This window comes from Streptomyces synnematoformans (assembly GCF_039531005.1).
Classification (GTDB): domain Bacteria; phylum Actinomycetota; class Actinomycetes; order Streptomycetales; family Streptomycetaceae; genus Streptomyces; species Streptomyces synnematoformans.
Window position 1 is genome coordinate 23,857 of the sequence record NZ_BAAAPF010000046.1, and the last position, 7,671, is coordinate 31,527.

Here is a 7,671-nt window from a genome sequence, read left to right on the forward strand (position 1 = left end):
CGGAACTCGCATAGCCGGCAGTAGGGTGGCAGCGTGGACCTGGCGGTGTGGCGAACCTTCGTGACCGTGTGCCGGCTCGGTTCGCTGACGGCCGCGGCCGCCGAGCTGCACCACACGCAATCGGCCGTCTCCCGGCAGGTCACCGGGCTGGAGCGGGAGCTGGGCGTGCCTCTGCTGGAGCGGCACCCGCGCGGCGTACGGCCGACGCCCGCCGGCGAGGAGTTCCGGCACCACGCCCTCGCGGCGCTGCACGAGGCCGACCGCGCCGTACGCGCCGCCCGCGAAGCCGGCGACGGGGCGTTCAGCCGCCCGCTGACCGTCGGCGCGACGCCCTCCCTCGCCGCGGGGATCGTGCCCGAGGCCGTCCGGGCCCTGGTGCAGCAGGCCGCGGCCGTCCGGTGGAGCCTGCTCCCCGGCATGAGCACGCAGCTCCACCAGCGGGTGGCCACCGGCGATCTCGACATCGCCGCCGTCACCGACGCACCCCCGGGGCTGCCCCACGACCCGGGGGTCACGCGCCGGTTCCTGGGGCTGGACGCCATGGTGGTCGCGCTGCCCGCCGACCACCCGCTGGCCGGACACGGCCCGGTGCACATCCGGACGCTGGCGGCCCAGAGCTGGGTGGAGGACAACGACGGCTCGGCGGCACTGCTGTCCCAGCACGCCGCCCGCGCCGGAGTCACCGCCCGCATCGACCTCACCGCGGCCGACCTCCCCGGCAAGCTGGCACTGGTCGCGACCGGCCACGCCATCGCGCTCATACCCGGTGTGCTGACGCGCGCGCTGCGGCCGGACGTCACCGCTGTGGGCCTCGTCGACCCCCCGACCCGCGGCATCTACGCGATCACGCCCCGCCGCGCCCCCCACCCCTGCGCGGCGCCCCTCCGCGACCGGCTGGCCACCGCCTTCGCCGCCCTCGTCCCGCCCCGCACGGGCCACGAGCCGGCCGGGACGGAGACCCCGTAGCCGTACCGCGGCGACGACCCGGAGAAACCACTCGCGGCAACCGCAAGGGTGAGCGGGCTCCGCCGGGCCGTACCGGGGCGGGAATCGAAGGACATGCCTCCTTCGGGTGACGGTGCCGCGGGGTGCTGACCGGCTGGGGTATCTCTGTCGTTCCAGACGCCCGGCGCCCCGCCCCGCGCCCACGCTTACAGAGGAGAGACCCCCCATGACCGTCCGGCCCCTCGCCGCCCTCCTGGCCGCCACCGCCGCCGGTGTGCTGCTGCCGCTGGCCGCTTCTGCAGTCGGCACTGCAGCCGGCACGGCCGCCGGCACCGCCGCCGCGCGCCCGCTGCCCGAGCCGTTCGACGCCACGCACCTGCGGCTGACGACGAAGTACGTCAACGCCGTCGACCGCGCCAAGGGCGGCCTGACCTACCTGAACTGCGACCCCGTCGGCGGCACGCACCCCGCGGCGGAGTCGGCCTGCACGGACCTCGCGGCGGTCGACGGGCGGTTCGAGGACCTGGGCGACAAGAAGGGCGCGTGCACCATGCAGTACGAGCCGGTCGAGCTGCGCGCCGCCGGCACCTGGCGCGGCAAGCCCGTGGACTACGTCTCCGAGGTCTTCCCCAACCCGTGCCTGGCGGACCTCGCGACCGGCGGGAACGTGTTCCACTTCTGAGTCACGTCCCGCCGGCCGCGGCCCGCGCCGGCCGGCGGGTCCTACTCCACCACCGTGATCCGGTCCGCCGCCGGCGGCGCCAGCGGGCTGTCCGCGCTGGAGTTCGCCGTCAGGTAGTCCGCGAGCGCCGCCAGGTCGTCCCCGCCGACCAGCGGGTCCGTGCCCTCGGCGAGTGTGGGGAAGCCGTCGCCGCCGCCGGCGAGGAACGAGTTGACGGCGACCCGGTACGTGGCCGCCGGGTCCAGCGGCTGTCCGTCGAGCCGGACCGAGCCGGCGACGACGCGGTCGGCGCCGGACTTCGTCAGGTCCAGGGTGTAGGTGAGCCCGGCGGACGGCTGCAGGATCTTCGGCGAGTCCTCGTTGGCGCCGCTGACCTGCTCCCGCAGCACCTGCAGCAGCTGCTCGCCGGTGAGGCTCGTCAGGTTCACGGTGTTCGAGAACGGCTGGACCGTGAAGCCCTCCCCGTATGTGACGACCCCGTCGCCCTCGGCGCCGGACGCCGCGTACGTGAGGTCCGCGCGGATCCCGCCGGGGTTCATCAGCGCCAGCTGCGCCCCCGCGTCGAGGGTCCGCGCGTGGGCGAGCTGCCCGTCCGCGATGAGGTCGCCGAGCGGCGACTCGGTGCCGCCGCGCGGCACGTCGCCGGAGACGTGGCCGATGGGCTCGGCGGCGACCGGCTCGGCGAGCGCGTTCCACTCCTCGATCAGCGCGGTCATGTCCGGGGCCTTCGGCTGGTCGCGGTGCACGACGTGGTTGGCCGCGTGCGGCAGCCGCGTCGCGGTGCGCACGATGTCGCCGCTGCGGCGGTCGTACGTCAGCGTCGTCTCGGTGTAGAGCCGGCCGAAGGACGACGCGGAGGTGACGCTGCGCGGCCTGCCCTCCGGGTCGGGGATGGTGCAGGCGTACGGCTGATGGGTGTGCCCGGTGACGAAGGCGTCGACGCTCGCCGTGGTGCCCTGGGCGATCTCGGCGACCGGGCCGGAGATGCCGGCGCCCGGGGCGGGGCTGTCGCAGTCGTAGTTGTACGCGCCGCCCGCCGAGTCCGCCGGGTAGCCGCCCTCGTGGACGAGCGCGACGATGGACTCCACGCCCTGCCGCCGCAGTTGCTTCGCGTACCGGTCGAGGGTCTCGATCTCGTCATGGAACGCCAGCCCCCTGACGCCCTCGGCGGAGACGATGTCGGGCGTGCCCTCCAGCGTCACGCCGATGAAGCCGATCTTCACGCCCCGCTTCTTCCACACGTACACCGGGTCGAGGACCGGCTCGCCGGTCTTCTCGTCGGTGACGTTGGCGGCGAGGTACGGGAACGCGGCGCCCTCGTAGGTGCGGCCGTCGGTGTAGCAGCCGTCCTCGGGGTGGCAGCCGCCGTCCGCCAGGCGCTGCAGCTCGGCGCGGCCCTCGTCGAACTCGTGGTTGCCGACGCCCGCGACGTCGAGGCCGAGGCCGTTCATGGCCTCGACGGTGGGCTCGTCGTGGAAGAGGCCGGAGATGAGCGGGCTGGCGCCGACGAGGTCGCCGGCGGCGGCGGTGACGGAGTAGCGGTGGCCCTCGCGGGCGTCGCGCAGCGAGGTGGCGAGGTACTCGACGCCGCCGGCGGCGATCTCCTCCGCCGAGCCGTCCGGCTGGAGTTCGGTGACCCGGCCGGAGGAGCCCTGCGGGGGTTCGAGGTTGCCGTGGAAGTCGTTGAAGGACAGCAGTTGCACGTCCACGGTCCGCCCGTGCCCGTGCCCGTGCCCGTGTCCATGCCCGTGCCCGTGCCCGCGGCCCGTGCTGTCCGCGCCCGCCGGCTGCGCGGCCGCGAAGAGGCTCCCCGCCACGGCCACCGCGGCGGCCGCCGCCGCGGTCCTGCGCACCCTGCGCGTCGTACGAACCCTGCCTGCCCGCTGTGTTCTTCGAGACCTCAGCATGAACGCCCCCTCGGCGCGACGCGGAAACACCGCTCGGCAGCTTACGGTCGACGCGCGTAGCCCGTCTCCCACACAGACTGAACGATTCCCAAAGCCCACCTGGCGTACTACTGGCCTTAGGCTCTCCTCCATGAGGGAGTCCGGGACGACCGAAACGGGGAAGCCGCGCGGCAGGCGCATCGACGTGCTCGACGAGCTGACGCCGTCGCAGTCGCACGCGGTGCTCGGCATCATCGACGCCGCCGCCGAGGCAGACGGCCGCCAGGCCGTCTCCGAGCAGGGCCGGCTCACCCTGCGCAGAGGCCGCCGCGAGGGCGTCAGACACCTGCTCCTGACCGACGGCACCGACCCCGCCGGCTACGCCCAGCTGGAGGAGACCGACCCCGTCGAGCCGCCCGCCGCCGAGCTGGTGGTCCACCCCGCGTACCGCCGCCGCGGCCACGGCCGGGCGCTGGGCCGCGCGCTGCTCACCGAGTCCGGGCAGCGGATGCGCTTGTGGGCGCACGGCGGCCATCCCGCCGCCCGGCACCTGGCCCAGCTCCTCGGCCTCACGCTCTTCCGCGAGCTGCGCCAGCTGCGCATGCCGCTCACCGGGTTCGCGGCGGAGGGCGCCGGGGCGCCGGAGCCGCGGCTGCCGGCGGGGGTCACGGTGCGCACGTTCCGGCCCGGCGAGGACGACGCCGAGTGGCTGGCCGTCAACGCCGCCGCCTTCGCCCACCACCCCGAGCAGGGCTCGCTGACGCAGGCCGACCTCGACGACCGCAAGGCGGAGCCGTGGTTCGACCCGCGCGGCTTCTTCCTCGCCGAGCGCGCCGGGAAGGCCGTCGGCTTCCACTGGACGAAGGTGCACAGCGCGGAGCAGCTGGGCGAGGTGTACGTGCTGGGGGTGCACCCCGACGCGCAGGGCGGCGGGCTCGGCAAGGCGCTGACGACGATCGGGCTGCGCTATCTGGCGTACGAGCGGAGCATGCCGACGGCCATGCTCTACGTGGACGCCGACAACGCCCCCGCGGTCGCCGTCTACGAGGGGATGGGCTTCCGGACCCACGAGACGGACCTCATGTACCGCACGGAGGGGTGAGGCGCGCGGGCCCACCGCCGCACACCGAGGGTTAGCGGCGTCGTTACCGTCGGTTCAACCTCGGTTGCGAGCATCGGTGCATGCAGCGCTCCGCCGCGAACCTCTCCACCGTGCCGGGACAGGTCCGGGCGCGGGAGAATAGGGGTATGGACGACAGCCCGCCCCTCGTCACCGCCGCCCAGCCCGCGCAGCCGGCCCAGCCGTCGGTGGGCTCGATCGCCGCCCGGCGCCCGCACGCGGTGGCCCCCGCCATGCAGCGCGCCGCCCAGCAGATCGACCCGGACATCGACGCCGACGCCGACGACTACGACGGGCAGGAGGCGGACGAGGAGCTGCCCCAGGGCCGCTTCCTGGACCGCGAGCGCAGCTGGCTGGCGTTCAACGAACGGGTGCTGGAGCTGGCGGAGGACTCGGCCACGCCGCTGCTGGAGCGCGCGAACTTCCTGGCGATCTTCGCCAGCAACCTGGACGAGTTCTTCATGGTGCGCGTCGCCGGCCTCAAGCGCCGCATCGCCACCGGCGTCGCCACCCGCTCCGCCTCCGGGCTGCAGCCGCGCGAGGTGCTGGACCTGATCTGGAACCGCTCGCGCGAGCTGATGGCGCGGCACGCCGCCTGCTTCCAGCAGGACGTGCAGCCGGCGCTGGCCGACGAGGGCCTCCAGCTGATCCGCTGGGCCGACCTGGGCGAGAAGGAGCAGGCCCGGCTCTTCACCCTCTTCCGGCAGCAGATCTACCCGGTGCTCACGCCGCTGGCCGTCGACCCGGCGCACCCGTTCCCGTACATATCGGGCCTGTCCCTGAACCTCGCGGTCGTCGTCCGCAACCCGGTCAGCGGCCACCGGCACTTCGCCCGCGTCAAGGTGCCGCCGCTGCTGCCGCGGTTCCTGGAGACCGCCACGGTCGGCGGCGCGCAGCGGTTCGTACCGCTGGAGGACGTCATCGCCGCCCACCTCGAAGACCTCTTCCCGGGCATGGAGGTCCTCGCCCACCACACCTTCCGGGTCACCCGCAACGAGGACCTGGAGGTCGAGGAGGACGACGCGGAGAACCTGCTGAAGGCCCTGGAGAAGGAGCTGATGCGGCGCCGCTTCGGGCCGCCGGTGCGCCTTGAGGTGGAGGAGTCCATCGACCCGTACGTGCTGGACCTGCTGGTCCGCGAGCTCAAGATCTCCGAGGCCGAGGTGTACCCGCTGCCCGGCCCGCTCGACCTCACCGGGCTCTTCGGGATCGCGACGCAGGACCGGCCGGAGCTGAAGTACCCGAAGTTCGTCGCCGGCACGCACCGCGACCTCGCCGAGGTCGAGTCGGCGTCCGCGCCCGACATCTTCGCGGCGCTGCGCGAGCGGGACGTGCTGCTGCACCACCCGTACGACTCCTTCTCCACCTCCATCCAGGCGTTCCTGGAGCAGGCCGCGGCCGACCCGGACGTGCTGGCCATCAAGCAGACGCTGTACCGCACCTCCGGCGACTCGCCGATCGTCGACGCCCTGATCGACGCGGCGGAGAGCGGCAAGCAGGTGCTGGTGCTGGTGGAGCTGAAGGCGCGCTTCGACGAGCAGGCGAACATCAAGTGGGCGCGGAAGCTGGAGGAGGCGGGCTGCCACGTCGTGTACGGGCTCGTCGGGCTGAAGACGCACTGCAAGCTGTCGCTGGTCGTCCGGCAGGAGGGCGAGACCCTGCGCCGCTACAGCCACGTCGGCACCGGCAACTACCACCCCAAGACCGCCCGGCTCTACGAGGACCTGGGCCTGCTGACCGCCGACGCGAAGGTCGGCGCCGACCTCTCCGACCTGTTCAACCGGCTCTCCGGCTACTCGCGGCGGGAGAACTACCGCCGGCTGCTGGTCGCGCCGACGTCGGTGCGCGACGGCCTGGTCCACCGGATCCACCGCGAGATCACCCACCACCGGGCCGGGCAGTCCGCGTACGTCCGCATCAAGGTCAACTCGATCGTCGACGAGGCCGTCATCGACGCCTGCTACCGGGCGTCGATGGCGGGCGTGCCGGTCGACATCTGGGTGCGCGGCATCTGCGCGGTGCGGCCGGGGGTGGCGGGGCTGTCGGAGAACATCCGGGTACGCAGCATCCTCGGCCGGTTCCTGGAGCACTCCCGGATCTTCGCCTTCGGCAACGGGGGCGACCCGGAGGTGTGGATCGGCAGCGCGGACATGATGCACCGCAACCTCGACCGGCGCATCGAGGCGCTGGTCCGGGTCGCCGACCCGGCGCACCGGGAGGCGCTGAACCGGCTGCTGGAGACGGGGATGTCCGGCGAGGTCGACTCCTGGCACCTGGACTCGAACGGGGACTGGACCCGCAACGCGCTGGACGACGCGGGCGGGCGGCTGGCGAACGTACAGGAAATGCTCATCGACGCCCGGAGGCGCCGGCGTGTCATCGCGGCATGAGGCATCCGTGACACCCCCTGTGTCCATCGCAGCCCCGCCCGGCCCGCCGGGCCCGGGCGGTGGCCCCGGCACCCCCGGCACCCCCGGTGCCCGCGGTGCCCCGGGCGCTCCCGGGGCCCCGGGCTCGCTCGCCGCGGGCGAGGTGCTGGCGCGGTATCTGAGCACGCAGGCGACGGAGCTGCTGCGCGGGCTGCGGGACCTGCGGGTGCAGGACCCGGGCGGCGAGGCGGGCCAGGCGGCGGCCGCGGAGGCCGCGGGGGCGATCCACGCCGCGGCGTTCCGCATCGCGGACACGCTGGGGAGCTTCCGGCCCTTACTGGACGCGGAGTGGGCGGAGCGGCTGGAGCCCGAGCTGTACTGGCTGGGCCACACGGTGCTCCGCGAGCACGTGTGCGCGGCGCGCCGGGACCGGCTGGTGGGTGCGCTGCGGAGGCTGTCGGGGGAGGCCGACCCGGGCGCCCCCGCGGGCGGCGCGGCGGACCGGGGCAGGATCGCGGACCTCGCGGCCGGCGACGCAGACCACGGCGCGGACGCGGCAGCCGGCGGCACGGGCGTGCCCCGTACGGACCGGGGGCGTACCGGGCAGGTCGCCGGCGCCGGGTCCGGGCCGACGGCGGCCGGCGGCTGCGGTGCCGGCGTCGCGGTGCC

Annotated in this window: 5 protein-coding genes and 1 pseudogene; 5 read left to right on the plus strand and 1 reads right to left on the minus strand. The window is 74.4% G+C overall.

Annotated features, from left to right (window positions below):
* The first annotated feature begins 33 nt into the window (after window positions 1-33).
* Both ABD317_RS10870 and ABD317_RS10875 read left to right on the plus strand, forming a co-directional pair.
* On the plus strand, window positions 34-966 hold the full coding sequence (locus ABD317_RS10870) for a LysR family transcriptional regulator (protein WP_344289579.1): 933 nt from the start codon (window positions 34-36) through the stop codon (window positions 964-966).
* A gap of 205 nt (window positions 967-1,171) precedes the next feature.
* Complete coding sequence (locus ABD317_RS10875; RefSeq protein ID WP_344289580.1) at window positions 1,172-1,627, plus strand: SSI family serine proteinase inhibitor; 456 nt, start codon at window positions 1,172-1,174, stop codon at window positions 1,625-1,627.
* Between the two features lie 41 nt (window positions 1,628-1,668).
* On the opposite strand, the gene ABD317_RS10880 is transcribed toward ABD317_RS10875, so the two are convergent.
* Window positions 1,669-3,534, minus strand: a complete 1,866-nt coding sequence (locus tag ABD317_RS10880) for a bifunctional metallophosphatase/5'-nucleotidase (RefSeq protein ID WP_344289584.1) — start codon at window positions 3,532-3,534, stop codon at window positions 1,669-1,671.
* A 130-nt stretch (window positions 3,535-3,664) separates the two neighbouring features.
* Between ABD317_RS10880 and mshD the strand changes: the two genes are divergently transcribed.
* The 3 genes and pseudogenes from mshD to ABD317_RS10895 all read left to right on the plus strand — a co-directional run.
* A complete protein-coding gene (gene mshD / locus ABD317_RS10885) occupies window positions 3,665-4,615 on the plus strand; it encodes a mycothiol synthase (protein ID WP_344289581.1) in 951 nt (316 codons plus the stop codon).
* 146 nt (window positions 4,616-4,761) lie between these two features.
* Window positions 4,762-7,023, plus strand: coding sequence for an RNA degradosome polyphosphate kinase (locus ABD317_RS10890; RefSeq protein WP_344289582.1), 2,262 nt, complete (start codon window positions 4,762-4,764; stop codon window positions 7,021-7,023).
* 19 nt (window positions 7,024-7,042) lie between these two features.
* Window positions 7,043-7,671 (plus strand): annotated as a pseudogene (locus tag ABD317_RS10895) (hypothetical protein); the annotation flags it as partial.